The organism is Heyndrickxia acidiproducens DSM 23148, assembly GCF_000374345.1.
GTDB classification, from domain to species: Bacteria; Bacillota; Bacilli; order Bacillales; family Bacillaceae_C; genus Weizmannia; species Weizmannia acidiproducens.
The window spans coordinates 152903-176059 of the sequence record NZ_KB893976.1 but is presented as its reverse complement, the minus strand read 5'-3'; the positions used below and the strand labels follow the sequence as shown (position 1 = coordinate 176059).

26 protein-coding genes and 1 riboswitch are annotated in these 23157 nt (G+C 46.6%); of the genes, 7 read left to right on the top strand and 19 right to left on the bottom strand.

Going from position 1 to position 23157, the window contains the following annotated elements; genetic code table 11:
• The 7 genes from C232_RS19145 to mntR form a co-directional block, all read right to left on the bottom strand.
• Window positions 1-126, bottom strand: a 126-nt coding sequence (locus tag C232_RS19145; RefSeq protein ID WP_040399973.1) for a transposase, incomplete at its 3' end; no start/stop codon positions are given.
• A 105-nt stretch (window positions 127-231) separates the two neighbouring features.
• Entirely contained in the window at window positions 232-777 is a 546-nt protein-coding gene (locus C232_RS18290) for a YpjP family protein (RefSeq protein WP_018660269.1), read from the bottom strand.
• Window positions 778-981: 204 nt separating this feature from the next.
• Window positions 982-1416 (bottom strand): BrxA/BrxB family bacilliredoxin, encoded by a 435-nt coding sequence (locus C232_RS0100915; protein WP_018660267.1) that lies wholly within the window; start codon window positions 1414-1416, stop codon window positions 982-984.
• Window positions 1417-1439: 23 nt separating this feature from the next.
• On the bottom strand, window positions 1440-2576 hold the full coding sequence (locus tag C232_RS0100910; protein ID WP_018660265.1) for a conserved virulence factor C family protein: 1137 nt from the start codon (window positions 2574-2576) through the stop codon (window positions 1440-1442).
• 77 nt (window positions 2577-2653) lie between these two features.
• Window positions 2654-4537 carry an ABC-F family ATP-binding cassette domain-containing protein gene (locus C232_RS0100905; protein ID WP_018660263.1) on the bottom strand — a complete coding sequence of 628 codons (1884 nt, stop codon included), beginning with the start codon at window positions 4535-4537 and terminating at the stop codon, window positions 2654-2656.
• 148 nt (window positions 4538-4685) lie between these two features.
• Window positions 4686-6374 carry a formate--tetrahydrofolate ligase gene (locus C232_RS0100900; protein ID WP_018660261.1) on the bottom strand — a complete coding sequence of 563 codons (1689 nt, stop codon included), beginning with the start codon at window positions 6372-6374 and terminating at the stop codon, window positions 4686-4688.
• A gap of 312 nt (window positions 6375-6686) precedes the next feature.
• Complete coding sequence (gene mntR, locus C232_RS0100890) at window positions 6687-7106, bottom strand: transcriptional regulator MntR (protein WP_018660257.1); 420 nt, start codon at window positions 7104-7106, stop codon at window positions 6687-6689.
• A gap of 318 nt (window positions 7107-7424) precedes the next feature.
• Between mntR and cspD the strand changes: the two genes are divergently transcribed.
• The gene (cspD, locus tag C232_RS0100885; RefSeq protein WP_018660255.1) at window positions 7425-7628 is read left to right on the top strand and encodes a cold-shock protein CspD; all 204 of its coding nucleotides are present in this window, start codon (window positions 7425-7427) and stop codon (window positions 7626-7628) included.
• Between the two features lie 62 nt (window positions 7629-7690).
• On the opposite strand, the gene C232_RS19140 is transcribed toward cspD, so the two are convergent.
• Window positions 7691-7867 (bottom strand): zinc-finger domain-containing protein, encoded by a 177-nt coding sequence (locus C232_RS19140; RefSeq protein ID WP_018660253.1) that lies wholly within the window; start codon window positions 7865-7867, stop codon window positions 7691-7693.
• Window positions 7868-7937: 70 nt separating this feature from the next.
• Window positions 7938-8591: a reverse transcriptase-like protein gene (locus C232_RS0100875; protein WP_018660251.1), complete on the bottom strand. Its 654-nt coding sequence runs from the start codon at window positions 8589-8591 to the stop codon at window positions 7938-7940.
• 95 nt (window positions 8592-8686) lie between these two features.
• Here C232_RS0100875 and C232_RS0100870 point away from each other — a divergent pair, with 95 nt between their 5' ends.
• Both C232_RS0100870 and C232_RS0100865 read left to right on the top strand, forming a co-directional pair.
• A complete protein-coding gene (locus C232_RS0100870) occupies window positions 8687-9097 on the top strand; it encodes a reverse transcriptase-like protein (RefSeq protein WP_018660249.1) in 411 nt (136 codons plus the stop codon).
• The gene (locus C232_RS0100865) at window positions 9090-10013 is read left to right on the top strand and encodes a DMT family transporter (protein ID WP_018660247.1); all 924 of its coding nucleotides are present in this window, start codon (window positions 9090-9092) and stop codon (window positions 10011-10013) included. Before C232_RS0100870 ends, C232_RS0100865 begins: the two co-directional genes overlap by 8 nt.
• Here the strand turns inward: C232_RS0100865 and C232_RS18285 are convergent.
• Window positions 10010-10294, bottom strand: coding sequence for a DUF6123 family protein (locus C232_RS18285; RefSeq protein WP_018660245.1), 285 nt, complete (start codon window positions 10292-10294; stop codon window positions 10010-10012). The genes C232_RS0100865 and C232_RS18285 overlap by 4 nt on opposite strands.
• Window positions 10295-10440: 146 nt before the next feature.
• Between C232_RS18285 and sspL the strand changes: the two genes are divergently transcribed.
• Window positions 10441-10581 (top strand): small, acid-soluble spore protein L, encoded by a 141-nt coding sequence (gene sspL, locus C232_RS0100855; RefSeq protein WP_018660243.1) that lies wholly within the window; start codon window positions 10441-10443, stop codon window positions 10579-10581.
• Between the two features lie 57 nt (window positions 10582-10638).
• Here sspL and C232_RS0100850 read toward each other — a convergent pair whose 3' ends face one another.
• From C232_RS0100850 to miaA, 6 genes are all read right to left on the bottom strand, one after another.
• A complete protein-coding gene (locus tag C232_RS0100850) occupies window positions 10639-11538 on the bottom strand; it encodes a 5'-3' exonuclease (protein ID WP_018660241.1) in 900 nt (299 codons plus the stop codon).
• Window positions 11539-11623: 85 nt separating this feature from the next.
• Window positions 11624-12886: a methionine gamma-lyase family protein gene (locus C232_RS0100845; protein ID WP_018660240.1), complete on the bottom strand. Its 1263-nt coding sequence runs from the start codon at window positions 12884-12886 to the stop codon at window positions 11624-11626.
• A 23-nt stretch (window positions 12887-12909) separates the two neighbouring features.
• On the bottom strand, window positions 12910-14160 hold the full coding sequence (gene hflX / locus C232_RS0100840) for a GTPase HflX (RefSeq protein WP_018660238.1): 1251 nt from the start codon (window positions 14158-14160) through the stop codon (window positions 12910-12912).
• A gap of 132 nt (window positions 14161-14292) precedes the next feature.
• Window positions 14293-15234 (bottom strand): stage V sporulation protein K, encoded by a 942-nt coding sequence (gene spoVK / locus C232_RS0100835; RefSeq protein WP_018660236.1) that lies wholly within the window; start codon window positions 15232-15234, stop codon window positions 14293-14295.
• Between the two features lie 302 nt (window positions 15235-15536).
• Complete coding sequence (gene hfq, locus C232_RS0100825; protein ID WP_018660232.1) at window positions 15537-15764, bottom strand: RNA chaperone Hfq; 228 nt, start codon at window positions 15762-15764, stop codon at window positions 15537-15539.
• A gap of 27 nt (window positions 15765-15791) precedes the next feature.
• Entirely contained in the window at window positions 15792-16745 is a 954-nt protein-coding gene (gene miaA, locus C232_RS0100820; RefSeq protein WP_018660230.1) for a tRNA (adenosine(37)-N6)-dimethylallyltransferase MiaA, read from the bottom strand.
• A gap of 371 nt (window positions 16746-17116) precedes the next feature.
• Between miaA and C232_RS18280 the strand changes: the two genes are divergently transcribed.
• The 3 genes from C232_RS18280 (at window position 17117) to C232_RS19705 (ending at window position 17849) form a co-directional block, all read left to right on the top strand.
• Window positions 17117-17320, top strand: a complete 204-nt coding sequence (locus tag C232_RS18280) for a hypothetical protein (protein ID WP_018660227.1) — start codon at window positions 17117-17119, stop codon at window positions 17318-17320.
• Window positions 17321-17406: 86 nt separating this feature from the next.
• The gene (locus C232_RS19075; RefSeq protein ID WP_051086193.1) at window positions 17407-17586 is read left to right on the top strand and encodes an aspartyl-phosphate phosphatase Spo0E family protein; all 180 of its coding nucleotides are present in this window, start codon (window positions 17407-17409) and stop codon (window positions 17584-17586) included.
• 107 nt (window positions 17587-17693) lie between these two features.
• Complete coding sequence (locus C232_RS19705) at window positions 17694-17849, top strand: hypothetical protein (RefSeq protein WP_018660223.1); 156 nt, start codon at window positions 17694-17696, stop codon at window positions 17847-17849.
• Window positions 17850-17861: 12 nt separating this feature from the next.
• On the opposite strand, the gene C232_RS0100800 is transcribed toward C232_RS19705, so the two are convergent.
• From C232_RS0100800 to mutS, 3 genes are all read right to left on the bottom strand, one after another.
• Entirely contained in the window at window positions 17862-18065 is a 204-nt protein-coding gene (locus tag C232_RS0100800) for a Fur-regulated basic protein FbpA (protein ID WP_018660220.1), read from the bottom strand.
• 83 nt (window positions 18066-18148) lie between these two features.
• A riboswitch (SAM riboswitch) is annotated at window positions 18149-18254 on the bottom strand.
• A 266-nt stretch (window positions 18255-18520) separates the two neighbouring features.
• Complete coding sequence (gene mutL / locus C232_RS0100790; protein ID WP_018660218.1) at window positions 18521-20425, bottom strand: DNA mismatch repair endonuclease MutL; 1905 nt, start codon at window positions 20423-20425, stop codon at window positions 18521-18523.
• A 14-nt stretch (window positions 20426-20439) separates the two neighbouring features.
• Entirely contained in the window at window positions 20440-23052 is a 2613-nt protein-coding gene (mutS, locus tag C232_RS0100785) for a DNA mismatch repair protein MutS (protein WP_018660216.1), read from the bottom strand.
• Between the last annotated feature and the right edge of the window lie 105 nt (window positions 23053-23157).

Below are 23157 nucleotides of genomic sequence, written 5' to 3'. Positions count from 1 at the left end.
CTCAGCGAACATATCTTTTGCAAAATCAGATATTTCGCTATCGAACACTTGTCTACGGTATTTTACAACCAATACAAGGTGATAATGCAGTAAGAATACTGAATGATTATTACTATCTAATTTCATTGATATATCAATCCTTTATTCCATCTAAGACTGATTATATCAAAACCTTTGGCTAAAGCCAACCGAAATTCATCTCCCACCTACTCATTGGTGCTATTCGCACCTTCACATTCCTTGAGGATGGGAGACTTCTTTCGGAAAGCCGTTAAAATAATAACCATCCATTGGCGGATGGTCGCGCCGGACATGGAAACGGATAATATCTTTTTTCGTTTCCATATGATAGATGTGGAAAATTCTTTCACTCAGCCCCCCGCCGGGTTGAGCGGAAATGGCCAGCTTGGATAAGTCTTCCCGGGGGGTCTTTCGCATCGTATCAGCAATTACGCATTCGATATGCGGTAAAATCCGCTTTCTGAATTCATCTTCAATGGCCGGCTTGATTTTGGGGCCGAATTTCCGGTATGACTGCTTCTCCGCCTCTTCCATCCAAGACCTGAGCACACTGTCATCGTCATCATCATCACTTTGTTTGCGCTCAAGATTCGCAACGACAGTACCGGAAAGATTGGCAAGGCTTTCTGTACTCTCCTGCTCGATTTTTTGGCCGGGCTTGTACTGGTGATTCCAGATTGCATGGGAAGGGGGCACCATGCCGAAAGTTAAAACAGAAACAAGTATAACGACTGACTTTTTCAGCCACTTCTTCATATGCAAGTGCCTCCTTCCAGTGACCAGTAAAGATTTAAGTCTATTATATATGATTTTAGCGGCCTTTGCGAATATGAATTGCCTGCCAAATAAAATAGCAGCAGTGTCCCCGGCATCCCGCTGCAATGAAAAAAAGCCTGCATTGCCCAACCTATACTTTGGAAGAGCCTAAAAGTATAGGTTCAGGCGCGCAGGCTTACGGTTTTAGCAAAACTGTGCAAATGCCGTTTGCAGATTTTCAATAATATCTTCAACTTCATGGCCTTCAATATCGCTTCTTGGAACAAAATGGACCACTTCATTTCCCTTAAGAAGTGCTACAGACGGTGATGAAGGTTCAATCCCGGCAAAATATTCGCGCATTTTTGCGGTGGCTTCCTTATCCTGTCCGGCAAAAACCGTTACCAGATGTTCGGGTTTTTTGGCGGAAGTGTTTACCGCCTCAATAATCGCAGGGCGTGCCAATCCTGCCGCACAACCGCAGACGGAATTAACGACCACTAAAGTTGTTCCGCTTGTTTCAGACATATAACGCTCCACTTCTTCCGGTGTGCGCAATTCCGAAAATCCGGCATTCACCAGTTCTTCCCTCATTGGTGTAACAAGCGCCCGCATATATTCTTCGTAAGCCATTGACATAACAAATTCCTCCCGTTTGATGATTATGATTGCATAGGCTTGGCTTTTCTGGCTTCTGTCATTTGCTTCCAGACCGAGCCTTTTGCTTTTTGCCCGTTTGTAATTCGATCAATTGCCATCTTCACTTGCAGCTGGACTTCAAATTCAGGGTCATTTTCTGCTTCCCGGAGTGCCGGCAGCACGCGTTCATCGCCCTCTTCGTATAAAAACATTGCGGCCCGCCAGCGCACAATCTTACTCGGATCCTTCAGGCGTTCGGCCATTTTCTCCATCGCTTCTTTAAAACCGAGATCGCTTAAGGCATCCCCGGCTGTTCTCCTGACCGTGACATGCTTATCCTCCAGCCCGCGATAAAGAAGCGGCAACACTTTTTTATTCTTGATCATTCCCAGGTATACGACTGCAAGCCTTCTGATCGACGGCTTTTCATCACCCAGCGCTTTTTCCAGTACAGCCAGATCGGTGATATCCGGGTCTTCCATTGCTTCAAGCAGCCGGTATCTTTCCCGCCAGTCTTCCGTATCTAACATCCCGGCCGTCAATTTCATGCGTTTTTTCAATTGCCTTTCCGGTACCGGATGCCGCGCCTGTTCGACTAACCGCTGCAGCCTGTCTTTCGGGTATGCGGCCATGATTTCTTCTGTGACATCGCTGCCGATCTGATCGAATTCCCCGTAGCGGGTGCCGGCCTCTTTCCATTGGCGCAGGAATACATAATTATCGCCGTCCATTTGTGCCGCCTGCATCGCCTCTGCAAAATACGCCGGGAGCCCGAAGCGTTTCTCCTGCTCATCATCGCTTAATTTCACCTGCAGCGGAATTCCTTTAAACAGCTGCACAAATACCTTGACTTCGCCATATTTCCGGTTTGCTGCCGTTTCCTGCCCGGCAGCAGATTCATTTTCTTCGCCGAACACTTTGCGCACTACCGGAAGAATTGCTTTCCAGTCCGTTTTCCCGATGCGTTCAACCGCGAGAAAATCGGCAACATGATAGACGCCCTTTACCCCGTCAATGGCGAGAATCTGCCGGATCAGCGGCGGAGCCCCGTCTGCTTCGCCTTTTTTATAATTATTCCGCGAACCGTCCGGCAGTGCTTCTGTTAAGATGATTTTCATCGTATTCGGGCTTGGTGTAGGTTCAATCGCTTTGATTTTCACGGTTTCACCCCCTTTTCATCGTCAGCCTACTAGCATTTTACCATATTCACTGTGGAGACACTATTTAGATGTTTGGGTTACAGCTCCTGCTGCTCGGACAGATAGCTCCAGCGTTCAATATAATGTTCGAGCTTTTCATTTTCTTCATCCAGTGCAGTCATAATCTCCTGGGCTTTGATAAAATCAGCGCCCGCCTCATTCAGTTCATCATTTAAGGCCGCAATTTTTGCTTCGCATGCCGCCATTTTCCCCTCAATTTCTTCCCACTCCCTCTGCTCATTGTACGTTAATTTTTTCCGTTTCGATTCTTTTGCAGGCGGGGCAGCAGGAGCCGTTTTCCGCTTCGTTCCGGTTTTTTCTTCCAGACCGGCGTTTTCAAGATAATCGCTGTATGTACCGTAATAGCGGTCTATGCTGCCGCTGCCGTTAAAAACGAGCAGCTGGCCGGCTGTTTTGTCGAGAAAATACCGGTCATGGGATACGGAGATGACAACGCCCGGGAACTCTTCAATATAGTCTTCCAAAACCGTCAGCGTCTGTGTGTCCAAATCGTTCGTCGGCTCGTCCAGCAGCAGTACATTCGGCCTTTCCATCAATAATTTCAGCAAATACAAGCGCCGCTTTTCCCCGCCTGAGAGCTTGCGGATCGGGGTCCCGTGCATATGCATGTCAAACAGGAATCTTTCAAGCATTTGTGCTGCAGATATCGTTTCGCCGTCTTTTGTTGTAACAGTGTCGCCGGATTCACGGATATACTCAATCATCCGTTTATTTTCATCCATTTCGGCGGTTTCCTGCCGGTAATAGGCAATCCTGACCGTCTGCCCCGTGATCAGCTCCCCGCTGTCAAGCGAAGCCTCCTGCGCCAAAATATTCATCAGCGTTGTTTTGCCGCTGCCATTTTTGCCGACAATGCCAATCCGGTCCTGCGGTTTGACGAGTAAATTAAAATCGGCAAGAATGGGCTCTCCTGCAAAAGCTTTACAGGCATGTTTCAGTTCAAATACCTGCTTCCCAAGCCGGCTGGACTCCAGTGCCATATCTGCTGCGTCTTTTCCCGCAAGATTGCCGATATTGCCTTCCAATTCTTCAAACCGCTGGATTCTCGCTTTTTGTTTGGTCGAGCGCGCCTTGGCCCCTCTTCTCATCCAGGCAAGCTCACGGCGGTACAGGTTTTTCCGCTTTTCTTCCTGCTGCTGCATTTCTTCTTCACGCAAGGCTTTGGCTTCGATAAAATGCTGATAATTTCCTTTATAGCTATAGAGTTTGCCGTGGTCCAGTTCGAAAATCCGGTTTGTGACACGGTCAAGAAAATAGCGATCGTGCGTGACGAGCAGGACTGAATTCCTGTACTTGGAAATGAATTCTTCCAGCCATTTCACGGACGAATAATCAAGATGGTTTGTCGGTTCGTCCAAAATCAGCAAATCAGGTGTTTCAATCAGCACCTGAGCAAGCGCAACCCGCTTTTTCTGGCCGCCGGAAAGTTTGGCGATTTTCTTTGTGAAATCGGTTATGCCGAGTTTCGTCAGGATGGTTTCCGCATCGGCGCTCGTTTCCCAGGCGCCGGCAGCATCCATTTCCTTTTGCAGCTGGAACAAGGCCTCCTGGCAGCCTGCATTCCCCGGATCCCTTTCCAGCCGCAGCACCGCTTCTTCATATGACCTCAACAGTTTCATAACCGCTGAATCGCTTTTATACACCTGTTCAAGGACCGTCAAATCAGGCGACAGATCCGGTTCCTGCGGCAAATAGCCGATTGTGTAGTCATTCGGATGCACCAGTTCGCCGCTGTCAGGCTCGTCTATCCCGGCAATCAGCTTTAATAAGCTTGACTTGCCGGTACCGTTAACGCCGATCAAGCCGATGCGCTCATTTTCGCCAATATGAAAGGCAAGGTTGTCAAATAACACTTTTTCCCCATATGTTTTTGTCAGCCCTTCAATCGATAACATCTTCATTGTTCAACAGTCCATTCTTTATACCCGCAAAGAAAAATGATCCTTTGCGGGTTTTCTTGTCTAAACATGCTTTTTTAACAGCATTCATTTTTTTGGCGGCCTTGCCGGTGCATGACGCCGGGCTATTTAATGCCCGCCGGCTGGCCCGTCAAAACAGGCCGGCCGCCTTGCCGTTTTCGTCTACATCCATATTATACGCTGCCGGTTCCTTCGGCAGGCCCGGCATCGTGAGCACATCACCTGTCAGTGCCACGATAAACCCGGCGCCAAGTTTTGGAATCAGCTCGCGGACATAAATCGTAAAGTTTTGCGGGCGGCCGATTTTTGCCGGATCATCAGACAGGGAATACTGCGTTTTCGCTACACAAATGGGGAAATCGTTCCAGCCAAGTCTTTCAAACTCTTTGATTTGTTTGCGCGCTTTTGTTGAAAACTCAACGCCATTGCCGCCGTACACTTTTTGAACAATGGTTTGGAGCTTGCCTTCAATATTGGATTCAATTGGATAAAGCGGTTTGAAAACGTTTGGCTGTTTTTCGCTCACATCGAGCAGCTGCCTGGCCAGATCAAGGCCGCCGAGACCGCCTTTTTCCCACACTTCTGTTAATGATACGGGAATGCCGCGGGCTTCGCACCAGTCTTTTAAAACAGCAATTTCTGCTTCCGTATCCGATGTAAACCGGTTGATTGCTACAACAAAAGGCAACCCGAAATGTTGAATCGTGTCCACATGCTTTTGCAGGTTTAAAAGTCCGGCCTTAAGGGCACCGGTATTTTCTTCCGCCAAATCTTCTTTCCGCACGCCGCCATGCATCTTCAAGGCACGGATCGTCGCAACAATGACAACGCCATCCGGTTTCAGGCCTGCGCTTCTTGATTTAATATCCAAAAATTTTTCTGCACCGAGATCTGCGCCGAAGCCGGCTTCCGTTACCACATAGTCGGCCAGCTTTAAAGCCGTTTTCGTTGCCATAACGCTGTTGCAGCCGTGGGCGATGTTGGCAAACGGGCCGCCGTGGACAATTGCCGGCGTATGCTCGATCGTCTGCACGAGGTTTGGTTTCAACGCATCTTTTAACAGCAGCGTAATTGCGCCCTCTATGCCGAGATCGCCGACGGTTACAGGATCCCGCGCGTAATTATAGGCAACCACCATATGCGCGATTCGTTTTTTTAAGTCTTTCAGATTTTGGGCCAGGCATAAAACAGCCATGATTTCTGATGCCACCGTGATATCAAACCCGTCTTCGCGCGGCATCCCCTGGCCGGGCCCGCCAAGCCCGACAACGACATGCCGGAGCGCCCGGTCATTTAAATCCACAGCCCGCTTCCAAACCACCCGCCGCGGGTCAATCTGAAGAAAATTCCCCTGGTGGATATGGTTGTCCAGCAATGCAGAAATTGCATTATTAGCCGCTGTAAGCGCGTGAAAATCGCCCGTAAAATGAAGGTTGATGTCTTCCATTGGCAGCACTTGCGCATAGCCGCCCCCGGTCGCGCCGCCCTTGAGACCCATAGTCGGCCCGAGAGACGGTTCCCTTAATGCCACAACCGTTTGGCGGCCAAGCCGGTTTAAAGCATCTCCCAGCCCGATTGTCACCGTCGATTTGCCTTCTCCGGCCGGCGTCGGGTTAATCGACGTAACCAGGAAAAGTTTGCCGTCTTTCTTTGCTTTTAAGGCATTTATTTTTTCATATGTAATTTTGGCTTTAAATTTTCCGTAATACTCTAAATCTTCTTCTGTGAGTTGAAGCTTTTCCGCGATTTCTTTGATGGGGTTCAGCACCGTGTTCTGTGCAATTTCGATGTCTGTCTTTTTCGTTGAATGGCTTGGCAATGTTCGATCCCTCACTTTTATAAGATCACTGTACACTATTATCATACATGGTCAGAGAAACGAATGCACCCGAAAAATGAATTTTACAAATGAAAAGACCTGAAATGTTCGGAAAAAGAGGCGATTGTGGAAATGTGGCGGGGATTGCCGCAGAATTCCAGGCAAATTGGAGAAAATCAAGTGAAAAGAGCGGCCGAAAATGCAACAAGATTAGCGCCCGGTTTTCATCAGGCTGGACCGTCTTATCCCGCCTGCACGAGCCTGGCAGACGGGTAAAGCGCTTGGAAATGCATGGGGATGGCAGGAATCCAATTATTCTTCATTTTCCATTTGGTGCCGTTTTAACGCTGCGATACGGGCTGGATCTTTTTCAAAGAACTGCACCAGATCCCCGATGCGGTCAATCGAATTCCAGCTCAAATGATGTTCAATGCCTTCCACATCTTTATAAATATTTTCTGCATCCACCCCGATGATTTTCAGGAACTGTTCGAGAAGGTGATGCCGGTCAACAAGCCTTTTCCCGATTTTTTTGCCTTTTGGCGTAAGGACTAAGCCACGGTATTTTTCATAAACGAGATAATCATCTTTGTCTAATTTCTGCACCATTTTTGTGACCGAGGAGGGATGGACGGAGAGCGCTTCGGCGATATCAGAAACGCGTGCATATCCTTTGTTTTCAATTAAAATAAAGATTTGTTCGATATAATCTTCCATACTTGGCGTCGGCATCCCCGGGCCCCCCAATCTTACTGCAAATTATTGATATGTGTCATCCCATGCAATATCCTTTAGTTTACTATAATACTGCCTTTTTAACAAGAAAACCTTTAAAGCCGGGACCTGTATATCAAACCGCTTTCAAAAATTAGAATTTAAATGAATTTGCCATAATTTTGATTGCCATAATCTTGACTCTCCATGCTCGTTGGAGTATATTAATTATAACATTAAACAAGTGATATCTTCGACCTTGCTGGCGATTTTTCATCTGTTTAATGAAACATTTTTCTAGGCACGAAGGGTGCTTTTGATTTAGGAGGATTAAGAATGCAAAACGGTAAAGTAAAATGGTTTAATAACGAAAAAGGCTATGGTTTTATCGAAGTTGAAGGCGGCGACGACGTTTTCGTACACTTCACTGCCATTCAAGGCGAAGGTTTCAAAACATTGGAAGAAGGCCAGGAAGTTTCTTTTGAAATTGTTGAAGGCAACCGCGGGCCGCAAGCTGCCAACGTGACTAAACTTTCATAATTATAGAATGCAATAAGGCTGGCAAATGCCAGCCCTTTATTTATCCGTACATGTGAAAAAGTTCACGATAGTTTTTCGCCATATTTTTTCAATTGTTCGCCTACAGTGCATTGCCTGATGCAAAACTGGTGGGCGTATTTTTTTCCGTATTCCTTCCGAAAATGGGCTTTCAGCAGACAGCCCTTGCAATACGTATTGAGGATTTCGTCCACTTCCTGTATCAATTGTTTCCGTTCCATCTTTTATCAACCCTTCTTACTTTGCTCAGTATGCCTTACCGCGTGAATTTCCATACTTCGTTTCCTTGAATTATTCTATTTTAACATGACTATGAACCGTTACGCCATTTAATGCCTGGCCTGCCAATTGGTCGGCCTCTTTATTTTGTTTGCGGGGAATCGTAATAAATGCCGGCTTTAACCCCAGTTTCTCAATTTGCTGTTCAATTCTGTCGAGCCAGCGGTTTAAGATGTCTTCAAAGCACGGCCACTCTCCAAGCAACTGCATGATAACCCCTTGTGCATCTCCTTTTATTTCAACAGGCATGCGTTTGACCCCCAGTTCTTCAAGAATCTGCAACGCGTAATAGAGGGCAGCGTATTCCGCCTCGCTGTTTGATTCCAATTCAAGCAGCCGGTTTTCACGGACCCGGTATGTTTGATGATTTTTTTCATAGTAAACGGCTGTACCAATACCCGCCTTTTTTGTTTCTTTGTCAAAACCGCCATCAAAGTAAACCGTAATATTGTCCGGCTCTGCTTCGACTTCCTGCCGTAACTTTAAAAATGCTTTTGGGGCCCACTCACTGCCCATTTCGTCTTCCACGGACAGATCACCGGTACGGCCCGTCTTTTGAATATCCGCAATGATGGTTTCCGCTGTTTCGCCTGCTATCCATTCCGACTGAAATACAACAGACGGCCCGTTTATCGATTGATATCGCCAATTTAATCTGAATTTCATTTTATTCCCACTCTCTTCTTGATCCGGATCTAATCATTGATTATAGTTAAATTATGCGGAAAATTGAATAGATATAAATACAGGGAGCGAAAAAATTGATAGAAGTATATATTGACGGCGCCGCTGCCGGAGATCCGGGACCAAGCGGCGCGGGTATTTTCTTAAAAGCAGCAGGACAGGTTGAACGCTATTCCATCCCGCTTGGCATTAATAATAACCACGAAGCGGAATACCGCGCCATGGAAAAAGCTTTGGAAATCTGCCTCGAAAAGCATTATAAAGTGGTTTCCGTCCGTTCGGATTCGTCTGCCGTTGTCCGTGCTGTTGAAAAAAGATTTGCAAAAAAAGAACCATATAAAACGATTCTCGAACATATTTTGGGGATGGCCGGCCAATTTGATCTTTTCTTTATCAAGTGGATCCCCAGTTCAGAAAATAAAACAGCGGATGGATTGGCAAGACTGGCCATTCAAAAACAAATCCGGCAGGGGGACGAAAATGAATAAAAAATGGATTTCCGAGCTTGCGTTGCTGTTTGTTGCATTTGTATGGGGCGCCACGTTTGTCGTCGTACAGGATGCGATCCAAACCGTCCCCCCTTTTTCGTTTAATGCCGTCCGTTTCGGGCTTGCCGGCATTTTTCTGCTGGCTGTTTATATGATAAAGAAGAGAAACAGAATGGCTGCCGTGATGCCGTCTGTGATATCCGGAATCGTTCTCGGCTCCTGCCTGTTTATCGGCTACACGTTCCAAACGGTCGGCCTTTTGTACACCACTCCATCGAAAGCCGGTTTTATTACCGGGCTAAGCGTTGTAATGGTGCCGCTTCTGGCTGTTCTCTTCTTAAAAAAACGGCCGCGCTTATTATCTGTGATCGGCTCGATTGCAGCTGCTTTGGGCCTTTATTTACTGGCTGTCAAGGGGGCTGCTGCACTGTCAGCCGGCGATCTGCTCGTTTTCATTTGCACATTTGGGTTTGCGTTTCACATTATTTTGACCGACCGCTTTACAAAACATGTATCCGTACTGCTTGTTACCGCCGTCCAGGTGCTTTCTGTGTCGGTATTTAGCTTTGCCGGCGCCATATGGACTGAAAATTGGAGAAACGCACTCTCATCCCATGAGCTGTTCCGTCCCAACCTGGTTTTTGCCTTATCGGTCACAGCTTTTTTGGCGACAGCCGCAGCGTTTTTTATCCAAACCATTGCCCAGCGCTATACTTCACCTACACGTGTCGCCATTATTCTGACGATGGAGCCGGTTTTTGCCGCCCTGACATCTTTCGTATGGTTGCAGGAACGGCTCAGCATCACAGCTGCCGCCGGATGCCTGCTGATTTTTACCGGTATGGTTTTGTCGGAATTGCCAAATTTGTTTCATTTTAAAAAAGGCTTTTTTTCTGAAAGCAGAAGCAAGGGTTAGGCCCCCGGCTCCCCGCTTTTTTCCGGAATTCCTAATCGTTCCATACAAAGAAAAGCTTCTTTTCTTGACCGGATTTGATTTTGTTTAAATGTTTCAAGCAAAGAAATATAAAAACTGCCATCAAATTTCTTTTGTGCTTGTAAGGTTAGCTCAATTGCCGCCTGTACAATCGGATCAGGAGCATTGGTATATTGTTTTCCAAAATAAATAAAATGGATCACATCATCTTTAAACTTAAATCCTTTTCCCCTTAAAAACAGAATATATTCACCCAGTGACATCTTTCTTTTTCCTCCATTGCCGTTATATACCGGCACTTTTCAAACAACATGATTCATTTTAACTTCATTTGCGTTTTCCTGCTATCGTGCCTGTTGTAAACTTTGCGGATAATTGGGCAAAATAAACCACGGGGGTGAGAGACCATATGGTTAAAAGGCATAATGCAAACCGCGGCCGATTTGCGCCGTCCGTCACGCCACAAGGCAAAGCCGGGGATGCAGAATCTGCAGAAGACCCGAAAACAAAGCTCGAAAACCGTGCGAAAAAATCAAACACAAGAATATAATCATTGGCAGCGAAAAACAGCATTCCATTCGCGAATGCTGTTTTTCCGATTTTACGATTAAGAAATCAAACTTGTATTCATTTTTGCCGTAATCAAGTGGCGTTTCACCGTTTTCAATTCCAATTCTTCTATGATAGCCATAAAAGTATCCGGAATTTGCGTAACAGCTGCTGCTTCTATTGAGAACGATACCGGCACCCCGCAATTGATTTCAGCTAATTCCCGGGAAAGGTAGAGCATCTCCAAGTCTGCTTCAATTTTCTTCCGCTGCGCAGGCGTCAGCTGGTCCAAATGATCCAGAATACCAACAATACTGCCGAACTGCCTGATCAGTTTGAAGGCGGTTTTTTCACCGATTCCCTTTACGCCGGGATAGCCGTCGCTCATATCCCCCATCAGTGCTTTGACATCAATGTATTGCTGCGGCGTCACGCCAGTATCTTCTGTAAAGGTTTCTTTCGTGTAACTTTTGTAGTTGCCGTACCCTTTTTGCAAGAGATGGACAACAATATGATCATCCAACAACTGCAAAATATCGCGGTCACCTGTCAAAATGGATACATCTGCTTCGCTTTGCAACCTTTTTGCAAGCGTGCCGAGGCAGTCATCCGCTTCATAGCCGGCAACACCGATATTTGGAATTTGGAAAGCTTCCACCGTTTCTCTAGCCAGATCAAATTGCGGAATCATCTCAACCGGCGGCGCCTCACGATTTGCCTTATAACCGTTAAATAATTCGTTCCGGAATGTTTTTTTGCCCATGTCCCAGCAAACCGCAATATGGCTCGCTTTTTTATTTTCAGCAGCGAGCAGCAGATGGCGCAAAAATCCCTGCACCCCGTTTGTCGGCATCCCTTTTGAATTCATCATATACTGCCCGGTTACCGCTGTGGCGTAAAAAGCGCGGAACAGCAAAGCCATCCCGTCTACTAAAAGTAAATGCGGCCGTTCGTTCATTCGATCACCTCTTATTTTCATCCGTCTATTATACCATGATTTCATGAGCAAAGATATTGGTAAGGAACAGAAAACGGACAGGGAATCAGAGGAGATTTTTCTCCATTAACCGGTCTAATGCAAGCAGAATCGCCGCTTTTACATGGGCATAAGTAAGCCCGCCCTGGACATAAGCGGTATAGGGCGGACGAAGCGGCCCGTCAGCAGACAGTTCAATGCTCGCCCCCTGGATAAACGTGCCGGCCGCCATAATGACATCATCTTCATACCCCGGCATATCGCTTGGATACGGTGTCACATACGAATTCACCGGTGATGCAAATTGGATTGCCTGGCAGAACGCCACCATTTGATCAGGATCACCGAATTGGACGGATTGGATTAAATCAGTTCGTTCCGCATCCCATTTCGGATGGGTATTCATTCCGAATTCTTCAAGAATTGCTGAAGTAAATACCGCACCTTTTAAGGCCTGTGCCACAACATGCGGCGCCAGGAAAAATCCCTGGTACATTTCCTGGAGGCTGTACAACGAGGCGCCTGCTTCACGGCCGATTCCGGGCGAAGTCATGCGATAGGCGCAGGCATCAACCCATTTCTTTTTTCCGGTGATATAGCCGCCTGTTTTTGCGAGGCCGCCGCCCGGATTTTTTATCAGCGATCCGGCCATCAAATCGGCACCTGCATGGCAGGGTTCTTTCTCTTCAACAAATTCGCCGTAACAATTATCCACAAATACAACAACATCCTGTTTGATTTCTTTCACAAAGCGGATCATTTCACCGATCTCATCAACGGTAAATGACGGCCTTGTTGCATAACCTTTTGAGCGCTGGATGGCAACCATTTTTGTTTGCGGCTTGATAGCTTTTCTTACCGCCTCAAAATCGACAGAACCATCACCGGCTATGTCAACATGACTGTAAGCTATATTGAATTCCTGCAACGAACCTGAACCATTGCCTCTCGTACCGACAATTTCATCAAGCGTATCATACGGCTTTCCGGTTATGTATAACAATTCATCCCCCGGGCGCAGGACACCGAAAAGCGCAATGGTAATCGCATGCGTCCCCGAAATAATTTGCGGGCGGACCAGGCCTGCTTCCGCACCGAACACATCAGCATAGATTTTTTCCAGCGTATCCCTTCCATGGTCATCGTAGCCGTATCCGGTTGATGGATTGAAATCTGTATCGCTGACCCGGTGCGATTGGAAGCTCTGCAGCACGCGGTACTGGTTGGTTTCTGCGCGCCTGTCGATTTTTTGGTGGATCGGAAAAATCCGGCGTTCGACTTCTTCCACAATCGGCTGAAGTTTCGGGCCGTGTTTTAAAAACTGAAGCATGGTAAGACACCTTTCTCTTTCTGCTATTCGTATGGTTTCAACTCTCCTAAAACAGGGTGGGCCGGAAGCACATACCCTCTGCATCTGTATGCCTGCTCTTCTTCCTGAAAAACAAGTTCCCTTAAGATTGTATCACTTTTTAAGGTGGACAACAGCTTTCCTTCTGTCTGCGGCACAAGCGCATCATACGGAATCATCGCAGCAAGCACCTGCTTTTCTATTTCAAGCCGGAGCCTGGTGCAATCCGTATCACTTTTGGCACTGATCATGATGCTGTTTGATGCAGTTGGTACAAAATCACTGTCCCGGATATCCATTTTATTATAAACGGTCAGCTGCGGCAGGTGGTCCATTTCCAGCTCACTAAGCAGCTGTTGCACCGTTTTTTGATGGTTGTCATAATCAGGATTGGCACTATCGACAATATGCAAAAGCAGATCCGCTTCTTTCACTTCTTCAAGCGTGGAACGAAACGCGGCAATTAGCGTGGTCGGCAGGTCCTGGATAAATCCAACCGTATCCGTTAACAATGCCGTGTAACCGCTCGGCAACACCAGCTTTCTTGTCATCGGATCCAGCGTAGCAAATAATTGGTTTTCTTCGTAGGAATCGGCTGCTGATAAGTGGTTGAAGAGCGTCGATTTGCCCGCGTTCGTATAGCCGACTAGCGCTATCTGGAATACATGGTTCTTTTTTCTGCGCTCCCGGTAGCGTTCGCGGTGGCGGACAACGGTTTCCAGCTGGGCCTTGATTTCCGATATCCGGCGCCGGATATGGCGGCGGTCCGACTCCAATTTTGTTTCCCCCGGGCCCCTTGTGCCAATCCCGCCGCCAAGCCGTGACAGTTCGGTACCCTGCCCGCCCAAACGCGGAAGCATGTACTGCAGCTGGGCCAGTTCTACTTGCAGTTTCCCTTCTTTTGAACGCGCCCGCTGTGCAAAAATATCCAAAATCAGCTGGGTCCTGTCAAGCACCCGGCTGTTCAGATGCCGTGAAAGATTACGGAGCTGGCTTGGAGACAGTTCATCATTAAAAATAATCAGGTCGGCTTCCAACTCAGCCTCGAGCGCCTTCAGCTCTTCAATCTTTCCTTTCCCGATATAGGTCGACGCATCTACCCTGTCCCGTTTCTGCACCACCTGCATGACCGCTTCTCCCCGGGCCGTTTCAGTCAATGCCTGCAGTTCTTCCATTGAATAGACAAAACGGCTGTGGTCGTCACCAATTTCACAGCCGACGAGAATCGCTTTTTCTTTCATTTCCTCCCGATTCATGTGATCACCTGTCCTAAATATGAATTACTGTTATCTTACCAAAAAATGCAAACAGACACCAAACCGCGCGAATGGAAAGAAATTTTTTCCCTTACCATTCAAGCGCACCCGGTGCCCGCGGATTAATTCCATTTAATCCGGAAAAAGCAAGTCGTTACTGCGCAGCGTCATCAGTTCATGGCGGTCGTACGCCGCCTGCATTAACAGGCGCATGGCCTGGGCGCGGACGGATTTCTCGATCACATTACGCACATAACGCCCGTTTGAGAAACTGACCGGCGTATACGTTGATTTGATAAATGCAAGATGGTCCCGGAGTTTTCTTTCCGCATCCATACTAAGCGTGTATTCTTTTTCCCTCAGCATCCTCTTTCCAATCTCCATTAGTTCATCAACAGAATAGTCGGGAAAGTTAAAAACGATCGGAAACCTTGAATGCAGGCCGGGGTTTAAGCTCAGAAAATAGTCCATTTCATTCGAATAGCCTGCGAGAATTAAAATAAACTCGTGCTGTTTGTCTTCCATATGTTTGACCAGCGTATCGATGGCTTCTTTTCCGAAATCTTTTTCACCGCCGCGCCCGAGTGAATAGGCTTCATCAATAAATAATATGCCGCCGATCGCTTTTTTAATTAAATCCCGTGTTTTTTGCGCGGTATGGCCGATGTATTCGCCAACCAGATCCGCCCTTTCCGCTTCAATCAGATGCCCCTTCGACAGTACATTCATTTTATGAAATAGTTTTCCGATTAAACGCGCAACTGTCGTTTTGCCTGTCCCCGGGTTGCCCTTGAACATCATATGCAATGCTTGTTTTTCTGTCTTTAACCCCGCAGCCTCCCTTTTTTTATTGATGTAAATCCAGGCATACACTTCTTTTACCATACTCTTGATTTCATCCATTCCCACAAGCGTCCCCAACTCTGCTTCTATTTCCCGTAATATTTCGTGTTCAGCTGAAAATTCTTTATGGGCCAGTTCTTTTTTGGGGGAAGTCATGGCGGCTTCCCTTTGGCCCGAATTCAAGACAATATTAATCTGTCCGTTATTTTTCATCCGAATCGGTTGATCCAAAACCGCCACCTCGCAATCTGTCTACATTATACGCGAATTGGGCCATAAGTGTGACAAATGCCCAGAACAAAAAACGAATTGCATTTTTATTCAGGGATCGATTTTTTGTCACAACGGGGCAAAGGAAAGAAGAGAAAGTGCGATTTTCAGAAAAAAAGAAAGGATCCTGTCAGTTTTTGCGCTTTCCTGAGAAATAATGATTCTTCTTATTTTATGCCCGAAAAAAGTGAAACAGTACGGGAACAGCATTTAAAAATGCCCGGGCAATAAGCCGGGCATTCATTCGCGATCTTATTCGTGATTTATTCTTCAAAATTGATTTGAACATTTTTTTGCGGCGTGAATGTTGAAATTGCATGTTTGAAAACGAGCTGCTGCTTACCGTCCGTTTCAAAAAGAACCGTAAAATTGTCAAACCCTTTTACCTGGCCGCGAAGCTGAAAACCATTCATTAAAAAGACAGTCACAACTGTACCATCTTTACGAAGTTGATTTAAAAATTGATCCTGGATATTAATGGCTTTGTTCATCTCGCATCCTCCTCCTCTTTCTCTCTATTATAAACTATTCGATTTTAATTGTAGCTTTCCTGCAACAAAAACGGAAATCTCTTGAAATTTTTTTTGCTTTTGCGATTCATCGGTCATGTCAAACCATTCCATTTTCATTTTATTGCGGAACCATGTGAGCTGCCGTTTTGCAAAACGCCGCGTATTGCGCTTCAATTGCGCGACAGCTTCTTCGAATGTGATGTACCCGTCAAAATAAGCGTACAATTCTTTGTAGCCGATTGCCTGAATCGACTGGGCATCGCGCAAATGGCGGCCGTACAGATGCCTTACTTCTTCAACCAGGCCTTGTTCGATCATATCGTCTACACGTCTGTTAATGCGTGCGTACAATTTTTCCCTGTCCATTGTCAGGCCGATGAGTGCGGCATCATAAAGCATTTCTGATTGCTGCGGCTTATGGTATTCAAATGCGGTTTTCCCGGAAAAGTGATAGATTTCAAGCGCCCGGATTACCCTTCTGACATTATGCGGATGGATCGTTTCCGCGCTTTTCGGATCCACTTTTTCAAGCATCCGGTAAAGCGCTTCAGGGCCTTCCTGTGCCGCTTTTGCCTCCAATTCACGGCGGTAAGCTCCATCACCGGAAATATCCGGGAACCGGTAATCGTATAAAACAGACTGGATATACAGGCCTGTTCCGCCTACGATCAGCGGAATCCTGCCGCGTTTTCCGATTTCCCCGATTTTTTGGCGGACGATTTGCTGAAACTCCGCAACAGAAAAGGGTTCATCCGGACTCTTGATATCCAGCAAATGATGCGGAATCCCCGCCATTTCTTCTTTGCTGATTTTTGCAGTCCCAATATCCATCCCTTTGTATACCTGCATCGAATCCCCGCTGATAATTTCCGCGTTAAATTTTTTCGCTAAATGGATGCTTAACTCGGTTTTGCCAACTGCTGTCGGTCCGATCAGAACGATACACTGCTGTTTTGCCATTCATTCACTACCTTTTTGTCGGTGCCGGGTGATACAAAAAATCGGCGGCACCGGCATGTTTCTCTTTGAAGGGATCATTTAAGCAAAAAAAAGACCACCTTCTTCTGCTTTTATCGTACCACAATCGCCGTTTCAACAGAACATTTTTATAGTTTCCCCTTCTTTCTGCATTTTATTCATGTTTTTTAACATCCTTTTTTGAGAAAATATACTGTCTTCATATCCGGGGCAGGCGCTGTTGTTTGTTGCCGGCAACCCCGCCCCTTTACCGGATAAAGTTTTTTACCTATAATAAAAAAGGCCCACTTCACAATCAGTACATTTATACTATATAATAGAGTTTGAATATGAATGAAGGTAGGTGCTTGCACATGGTTTTGAGTGCGGAGGAACATGTGATTTTTATTATTGAATTAGGGCGTCTGCTTGAGGATTACCGGAAATGCAGGGATGAACGGATTAAATTGTGTATTTACGAAGATATTCTCCTGATCGGCCGCGCAATCCACCAGCCCATGACATGTGCAGCATCAAATCCGCTGAATACCCATCCCCAATCCCCTGAAAAGAGATGATCCCCCGCTTTCTATTTTTGGCTACCCTATTCTGGCAAAACATAGTATGATAAAGTATCCCAAACCTGAAAGAAAGGATCCTGCATATGCCAAAGGAAGTACCTCCCCACACGACCCATATGCTCTCCGAAAAAATTCGAAATATTCGCGAAAAAATGGTTTCCTTTGCGGTCCAAAAAGGGATTAATCACCCGGATACGATCCGCCAAAGCCAAATATTGGACAAACTAATTTACGAGTACCAGCTGCTGAGTGAAAAAGAGTAATGGACGGGCTTTAAATCCTGCAGATTGCTGCCATTGCGCCTGGCCGGATAGGTTTCGCCCTCACGGTTCATACTAAGTGCACACTGATTTAGAAAGGTGTGGCAAACATGGACGGTAAAAAATCCGTTGTCTCCATAAAAGACCAGGATAAACATAAAAGCAAACCATTACTGCCAAATGATAAAGGGCTGGACATCACCCAAAAACAAATGATGGACGTATACAACGAGGGAACCGTAGACCAGTTCGATAAAGGAAAATAATACGGGCGCTGTTTATTTTCTGCGGCACCAGCGGAGGGATTCCCAGCCGCTGTGGGGATGCACCTGTGTTTGGATTGATTTGTATTCGTCCTCCAATTCCGGCAGTGTCAGCTCAAAAAGATGCCTGCCCTCTTTTTTATAAACATGGAATGCAATCAACCTGTCAATCAGTTCATTACGCCTTTTTTCTAATGCTTTTTCAGTCAAACTGTTCATTTTACATCTCTCCTTTTCAGAACCCAAAAATAAAACCCCGCTTCAAAAGACAAGAAGAGGGGTTTTATGATCAGAGTCGCCTCAACTTATCTTTAAAGCCAATGAATTGCTTATTGGAATTAGCACCGTGCCAAACGGCCGGTTGCTGAGGCTTCATCGGGCCAATCCCTCCGCCTCTCTGGATAAGTTTAATTTAAATGTAAGGATATGTTGGTTTAAGTATATAACTGATTATTCCACCCTGTCAACTATGATTTTTGTATGGCATGTCAACAGTACCGGTACACAGAATTTGAGATGAATATGATTAAGCAAAGTAAAAACCATTGACTCCGTCGTTCTTGTGCATGTGGGTAAAGAAAATGCCCCTTTGCATCGTAATTAGTTTGAGGTGTGGTCAATAACCCCTAAAAAATCGAACCCCCTTATTTACCAAGGGGGTTCGTAACGAGAAATTACATCACGCGTTTAAACATCTTCTCCAATTCATACACCGAGTAGTGAATGATAATCGGGCGGCCGTGCGGGCATGTAAATGGGTCGGATGACATTCTGAGCGCATCGAGGAGCGCCTGGATTTCGTCATTTCGCAAATGGTGGTTCGCTTTAATCGATCCTTTGCAGCTCATCATGATTGCCGCGTCTTCCCGCAATTTTTTAATATCGACCTTTTTCATCGTGAGCAGCTGCTCGATCATTTCTTCAATGACTTCTTTTTCTTCGTTTTTCGGAAACCAGGCCGGATGCGAGCGGACGATGAAACTGTTGTGGCCGAACGGTTCCAGAAAAACGCCGACTTCTTTTAAAGCATCGAGGTTTTCCTGGATTTTAATGGACTCATCTGTTGCGTATTCGAGCGTCAGCGGTACGAGCATGTCCTGCAGTTCTTTTTTGACCTCACCGACTTTCTCGCGGAAAAATTCGTATTTGATTCTTTCCTGGGCGGCGTGCTGGTCAATGATATACAAGCCGTTTTCATTTTGTGCGAAAATATAGGTGCCGTGCATCTGCCCGATCGGATACAGCGGCGGAACGCGGGGTGCCGGGTTTTCTTGAGCAATTGTCTGCTCCGCTTCCGTAAAGTCAAACGGGGCATCTTCCTTTTCTTCAAAAACTGCGTCCGGAAAAACCGTTTCCCCTGTCTGCTGCGGCTGTTCAGGCTGCACAGCCGGTTCCTTTTCCTCCCGCTCGTACAATTTTTGCATTTCCTGTTTTGGCAGCAGTGCTTCTTTATGCGAATAAATCGGAGCACCGGACTTTCTTTCCCGGCCGGCCGGGTTCTTTTCTACCGGAGCGGGCAAATGGTCAAGCTGGAAGGCCACTTGTTCTGTTTTCTGCTTTTCCAGTGGTTTTTGCATCCCGGCAGGTATTAATTTTTGTTTTTTAAATGCCGCTTTAATTGTTCCATCAATCGCTTGGCAAAGCTCTTTCTCTTTGCTCAAGCGCACCTCCAGCTTCGAAGGATGGACATTGGCATCTACCAAAACCGGGTCCATTTTAGCAGACAACAGTACAATTGGAAAACGCCCGATCGGCAGCAAAGTATGATAGCCTTCAAGAATCGCCTTTACAAGTGCATAATTTTTAATAAAACGGCCGTTAATCAACGTTGAGATATAATTGCGCGACGCTCTCGTAATTTCCGGAAGGGCAATATATCCGCTGATATCAAAGTCAAGCGTTTCGGCGTGGATCGGAATCATTTTCTTTGCGATATTCACACCGTAAATGGAAGCGAGAACCTGGCGCACATCGCCGTTCCCGTTCGTTTGCAGCAGCATTCTGTCGCCGTGGCGCAAACGGAACGAAACATCGGGATGGGCAAGCGCCAACCGGTTCACAACATCGGTAATATTGCCAAGTTCTGTATGGATCGTTTTCATATATTTCAGCCGCGCCGGCGTGTTGTAAAACAAATTGGTAACGGTAATTTCCGTTCCTTTGCGGCTTGGCGCTTTTTCATGGGCAATCCAGTTCCCGCCTTCAATGACGACCCTTGTGCCAGGGCCCTCGCCGGTTGAACTCGTCATTTCAACGCGCGCAACCGCAGCGATACTCGGCAGGGCCTCGCCGCGGAACCCAAGCGAGCGGATGCGGAACAAATCTCTTTCATTTTTAATTTTGCTCGTCGCGTGGCGCGAAAAGGCAAGTTCCACATCTTCCGGTTCGATGCCTGAGCCATTGTCAATAATATGGATCTTTTGAAGGCCGGCTTCTTCGACATCAATCTCGATCACCGTACTTTTCGCATCAATGGCATTTTCCGCCAGTTCTTTTACGACAGAAGCGGGGCGTTCCACTACCTCGCCGGCTGCAATCCGGTTCGAAAGCCATTCGTCTAACTGGACAATTTTCCCCAACGAATCGTCACCACCTAATCTTTTAGTTTCTTATGGATTTCATAGAGGGTATTCATCGCCTGGAGCGGGTTCATTTCGAGCAGATCCAGTTCCCTGATTTTTTCCAGCACTTTTCTTTCTTTTGCAGACAGCGCTTTGCGTGGCTTCTCTTCCGGTTCCGCAAAAAATGACAGCTGGGCAGGCGCCTCCAGTGTCTCCTCAGCAGTTGCTGTTTCCTGTTTCGGTTCCGGATGCTGTGCCGGCTTTTCATCCTGGTTTTCAAGTTTGTTTAATATTTTCTGGGCGCGGTGAATTACATCACGGGGCAGACCTGCCAGCTGGGCAACGTGGATCCCGTAGCTCTTATCTGCCGGCCCTTCTTTGATTTTATGCAAAAAGACAACTTTGCCGTTTTGCTCCATTGCACTGACATGGATATTGTGGAGCTTGTCCAGCTCCGCTTCAAGTGCAGTCAGTTCATGGTAATGTGTTGAAAACAGGGTTTTTGCGCCGATCTTGTCGTGGATATATTCAATCATCGCCTGCGCAAGCGCCATTCCGTCATACGTCGATGTGCCGCGCCCGATTTCGTCGAATAAAATTAAACTGTTTTTTGTCGCATGGGCAATCGCATTTTTGGCTTCAAGCATTTCCACCATAAACGTGCTCTGTCCGGATATCAAATCATCCGCCGCCCCGATGCGCGTAAAAATCTGGTCAAAGACCGGCAGAACCGCTTCCCCCGCCGGAACGTAACAACCCATTTGCGCTAATATCGCCATTAGGGCAATCTGCCGCATAAACGTGCTTTTCCCTGACATATTCGGGCCTGTGATCAATAATATTTTCCGGTCCTTGTCCATTACACAGTCATTTGGTACATAGCTTTGGGTGTCAAGCACTTTTTCAACAACCGGATGGCGGCCGTCCTTTATTTTCAAGTTGCCTTCCGGATCGAGGCTTGGTTTTACATAATGGCGATTCTCACTGACGGTCGCGAAGCACTGGAGGACATCGATCGCGCTGACCGCTTTTGCCAGGCTCTGCAAACGCGGGATGAATTCTTTCACGTGGTCGCGGATGTCCGTAAACAACTCATATTCCAATTCAATGCTTTTTTCTTCCGCCTGCAAGATCAGCGCTTCTTTTTCTTTCAGTTCGGGTGTGATGTATCTTTCTGCATTTGTTAACGTCTGCTTGCGCTCGTAGCGGCCCTCTTCCAGCAAATGGAGGTTGGCCTTTGTGACTTCGATATAATAGCCGAATACCCTGTTATAGCCTATTTTCAGCGATTTTATCCCGGTCCGTTTCCGTTCCTCCTGTTCAAGACTTGCGATCCATGTCTTGCCATTGCGGCTCGCATCACGGTAACGGTCGAGTTCTTCATGGTAGCCGTCACGAATCATCCCGCCTTCTTTCACAGACACCGGCGGATTGTCATCAATAGCGCGTTCCAGCAGATCTGTCAGCTCTTCGCACGGATCAAGGCGGGCGGCGAGTTTTTCGCTTTCTGTGCTGCCAAGGCTCCCGATAACTGCCCGGATGCCCGGAACCTGCTGGAGGGAGGATTTCAGCTGGATTAAATCCCGGGCGTTTACATTGCCAAATGCAACCCTGCCCGCCAGCCTTTCCAGGTCGTATACTTCCTTGAGCCGTTCCCTTAAATCCTGCCTTTCGAAATAATGGCTTAAAAAGGTTTCAACCATGGACAAACGCTGCTCAATTTTTTCTTTCTTCAGCAGCGGCCTGTCGATCCATTGTTTTAACAGCCGCGCCCCCATTGCAGTCATCGTTTCATCCAAAAGCCAAAGCAGCGACCCCTTTTTCCCCTGTGTCCGGATGGTCTCCGTCAGTTCAAGGTTACGCTTTGAATAATAGTCCATTTTCAAATATTGGCGGACTTCATACACCTCAACGGGCTGCAAATGGTCCAGGCTTCTTTTCTGTGTGCGGAATAAATAGTTTAAGAGGCGTGAAACCGATAGTTTCAGCTTTTCCGAATCCAGTTCCTTAAGCAGCCGCGAAAATTCTTCTTTTACTTCGGTATCCGTTTCATAAGAAATAGCCAGATTTCCGCCGTCACGCAAAGTCTTGCAGTAGGTTTCGGGGAAATCGCGATCTAAAACAACTTCTTTTGCACCAATCACAGACAGCTCGCTGAACACTTCATTAAAAGTGCCATTGATCATGGTGGCACGGTTTTCCCCGGTCGTTAAATCGATATATACAAGCGTATAGAAATCATCTGGAAAAGCGGTAATGGAGGCAATATAATGGTTCTCTTTTTCCGAAAGGCTTCTCCCTTCCATCATTGTGCCAGGCGTTATCAGTTGGATTACTTCACGTTTGACAACGCCCTTTGCCAATTTTGGATCTTCCAATTGCTCGCAGATCGCGACTTTGTAGCCCTTGTCAATCAATTGTTCAATATAATTCGTTGCAGAATGGTAGGGAACCCCGCACATCGGGATTCTTTCCTCCGAGCCCCCATCCCTGCTTGTAAGGGTAATTTCCAATTCCTGGGATGCTTTAATCGCGTCCTCGAAAAACATTTCGTAAAAATCGCCGAGGCGAAAAAATAAAAAGGCATCCTGGTATTCCGCCTTTACTTGTAAATACTGCTGGATCATTGGAGTGTAAGCAGCCATTCTTACCAAAATCCTTTCATTGCTTTCATCATACACAGCTTTCGTGCTGTTTTTCGTTTTCAGTACTGTTTATTATAACATAATTTCCGGAGTGCCTTCATACAT

Coding starts and splice junctions, on each gene's coding strand:
- C232_RS18290 (WP_018660269.1), bottom strand. CDS start 777: ATGAAGAAGTGGCTGAAAAAGTCAGTCGTTATACTTGTTTCTGTTTTA.
- C232_RS0100915 (WP_018660267.1), bottom strand. CDS start 1,416: ATGTCAATGGCTTACGAAGAATATATGCGGGCGCTTGTTACACCAATG.
- C232_RS0100905 (WP_018660263.1), bottom strand. CDS start 4,537: ATGAAGATGTTATCGATTGAAGGGCTGACAAAAACATATGGGGAAAAA.
- mntR (WP_018660257.1), bottom strand. CDS start 7,106: ATGCCGACGCCAAGTATGGAAGATTATATCGAACAAATCTTTATTTTA.
- cspD (WP_018660255.1), top strand. CDS start 7,425: ATGCAAAACGGTAAAGTAAAATGGTTTAATAACGAAAAAGGCTATGGT.
- C232_RS19140 (WP_018660253.1), bottom strand. CDS start 7,867: ATGGAACGGAAACAATTGATACAGGAAGTGGACGAAATCCTCAATACG.
- C232_RS0100875 (WP_018660251.1), bottom strand. CDS start 8,591: ATGAAATTCAGATTAAATTGGCGATATCAATCGATAAACGGGCCGTCT.
- C232_RS0100865 (WP_018660247.1), top strand. CDS start 9,090: ATGAATAAAAAATGGATTTCCGAGCTTGCGTTGCTGTTTGTTGCATTT.
- C232_RS18285 (WP_018660245.1), bottom strand. CDS start 10,294: ATGTCACTGGGTGAATATATTCTGTTTTTAAGGGGAAAAGGATTTAAG.
- sspL (WP_018660243.1), top strand. CDS start 10,441: ATGGTTAAAAGGCATAATGCAAACCGCGGCCGATTTGCGCCGTCCGTC.
- C232_RS0100850 (WP_018660241.1), bottom strand. CDS start 11,538: ATGAACGAACGGCCGCATTTACTTTTAGTAGACGGGATGGCTTTGCTG.
- C232_RS0100845 (WP_018660240.1), bottom strand. CDS start 12,886: ATGCTTCAGTTTTTAAAACACGGCCCGAAACTTCAGCCGATTGTGGAA.
- hflX (WP_018660238.1), bottom strand. CDS start 14,160: ATGAATCGGGAGGAAATGAAAGAAAAAGCGATTCTCGTCGGCTGTGAA.
- hfq (WP_018660232.1), bottom strand. CDS start 15,764: ATGAACAAAGCCATTAATATCCAGGATCAATTTTTAAATCAACTTCGT.
- miaA (WP_018660230.1), bottom strand. CDS start 16,745: ATGGCAAAACAGCAGTGTATCGTTCTGATCGGACCGACAGCAGTTGGC.
- C232_RS18280 (WP_018660227.1), top strand. CDS start 17,117: ATGGTTTTGAGTGCGGAGGAACATGTGATTTTTATTATTGAATTAGGG.
- C232_RS19075 (WP_051086193.1), top strand. CDS start 17,407: ATGCCAAAGGAAGTACCTCCCCACACGACCCATATGCTCTCCGAAAAA.
- C232_RS19705 (WP_018660223.1), top strand. CDS start 17,694: ATGGACGGTAAAAAATCCGTTGTCTCCATAAAAGACCAGGATAAACAT.
- C232_RS0100800 (WP_018660220.1), bottom strand. CDS start 18,065: ATGAACAGTTTGACTGAAAAAGCATTAGAAAAAAGGCGTAATGAACTG.
- mutS (WP_018660216.1), bottom strand. CDS start 23,052: ATGGCTGCTTACACTCCAATGATCCAGCAGTATTTACAAGTAAAGGCG.